Origin of the sequence: Henriciella sp. (genome assembly GCF_049649345.1) — a bacterium.
In the GTDB taxonomy this organism is placed as follows: Bacteria; Pseudomonadota; Alphaproteobacteria; order Caulobacterales; family Hyphomonadaceae; genus Henriciella.
Map to the genome: position 1 here is coordinate 1 of NZ_JBARZC010000186.1, position 1,859 is coordinate 1,859.

Consider the following 1,859-nt stretch of genomic DNA (forward strand, 5'->3'; position numbering starts at 1 on the left):
CCTGATGGTCTCGACAGGCGAGGCGATCAGGCGCGCAGCGTCGCAGGCTGCGATGCCGAGCGTCTTCGAGCCGGGGTCGATCCCGATAAGAACGCCGAGGGGCGGAAGCTCGAAAAGGTCAGTTACCGGCATGGCAGGCGTATGGGCTCATCACTTGAATTTGGCCTGCCTAGCGCGTAACGGAGCTTCATGTCGATTGGAGAAAGCCGATGAGCGTTACCAAGGATGATGTTCGCAAGGTCGCGCGTCTGTCGCGGATCGCTGTCAGCGAAGACCGTTTGGAGCCGCTGGCAAATGAGCTTACCGCCATCATGGGCTGGATCGAACAGCTCAATGAAGTCGATATCGAGGGCGTCGAGCCGATGACGTCGGTCGTCGATGCGAAACTGCCCCTGCGCGCCGATGTCGTCACCGATGGCAACATCCAGGATCAGGTCCTCGCCAATGCGCCGAGAAGCGAAGACGGCTTTTTCGTCGTGCCGAAATCTGTTGAATAAAAACCCCGCAGGGAACGCGTCCCTGCGGGGCCATGATGTGTATCGAGCGCCTGTCTGATGCTGGCGCTTTGATGTGTCAGGTCTATTCTTCGCCGTCCATGTCATCCTCCTGGTCGAGGGCGTCTTCATCCCATTCATAAATGGCTGAAATAGGGCATCTGACGGGCGCGAGATCTGTTTCATCCGGACCGAAGGCGCTGTCATAGGCGTAGATGCTGTCGCCCCTGCCAATACAGCTGGAGCCGCCGAACGTGTCGAGACTGAGCGACATGGCATTCTTCAGATTGTAGCAGTTGCCCATCGTTTCGATGAGGTATTCATCGTTGACGCCTTTTTCCACGATGACAGTCCGGCGATCGGCTTCGCGAAAATTGTCGATGCTTGAGGAAAAGCAGATGCGATCAACCTGTTCGCCAAGACGCGCATCGGTGCGCCAGGCGTCAGGGTCTGCATCTTCTGCGGTGGTCGAGCAGGCACCTGCAGCAAGGAGCAGGGCGGTTGCGGCGATTGGAAGGATGCTTGATCTGTTCATGAGTGTCTCCCTTTGGGGCGGTCTGAAAATGTATATATTCTGCCTGTTAGTAAAGAAATGCGCGGCGCGCTTATCCGTTTCAAATCAGCGCGATCACGCATCAGGGCTTGAACTTTGCCTGCGGGCCAGCCTACCAAGGCCGAAATTCTTTCCGGACAGTTTGAAACCAGCATGACCGACCTTACCAAACTCACCCTTGCCGATGCGCTAGACGGGCTTTCGCGCAAGTCCTTTTCGTCTGTCGAGCTGACGCAGGCTTTCGTCGACGCCATCGAGGCCTCGAACGACACGATCAATGCCTATGTCGTGAAAACGCCCGAAAAGGCGCTCGACATGGCGGCCCAGTCAGACAAGCGCATTGCATCGGGTGAGGCAGGCGCGCTCGAAGGGGCGCCGCTCGGCGTCAAGGATCTCTATTGCACCAAGGGCGTGCGCACGACGGCCTGTTCGAACATCCTCGGTGAGTTCACACCAACCTACGAGTCGACCGTCACCCAGCAGCTCTGGGACCGCGGCGCGGTAATGCTCGGCAAGCTCAATATGGACGAGTTCGCCATGGGCTCGTCGAACGAGACATCGCGCTTCGGCCCGCCGGCCAATCCGTGGAAGCGCAAGGGCGGCAACCAGACGCTGACGCCGGGCGGCTCGTCGGGCGGCTCTGCGTCTGCCGTGGCGGCCGACCTCTGTCTCGGTGCGACCGCGTCTGACACAGGCGGCTCGATCCGCCAGCCGGCGAGCTTTACAGGCACGGTCGGCATCAAGCCGACGTATGGCCGCGCCAGCCGCTATGGCATGGTCGCTTTTGCCTCCTCGCTTGATCAGGCCGGGCC

3 protein-coding genes are annotated in these 1,859 nt (G+C 59.7%); 2 read left to right on the forward strand and 1 reads right to left on the reverse strand.

Annotated elements, in window-relative coordinates:
• Positions 1–209 precede the first annotated feature (209 nt).
• On the forward strand, positions 210–497 hold the full coding sequence (gene gatC / locus WA989_RS04645; RefSeq protein WP_424339340.1) for an Asp-tRNA(Asn)/Glu-tRNA(Gln) amidotransferase subunit GatC: 288 nt from the start codon (positions 210–212) through the stop codon (positions 495–497).
• Between the two features lie 82 nt (positions 498–579).
• Here gatC and WA989_RS04650 read toward each other — a convergent pair whose 3' ends face one another.
• Positions 580–1,029, reverse strand: a complete 450-nt coding sequence (locus tag WA989_RS04650; protein WP_424339341.1) for a DUF6491 family protein — start codon at positions 1,027–1,029, stop codon at positions 580–582.
• A gap of 171 nt (positions 1,030–1,200) precedes the next feature.
• On the opposite strand from WA989_RS04650, the gene WA989_RS04655 reads away from it, so the two are divergent.
• A partial coding sequence (locus WA989_RS04655; RefSeq protein ID WP_424339342.1) for an amidase occupies positions 1,201–1,859 on the forward strand: 659 nt, incomplete at its 3' end.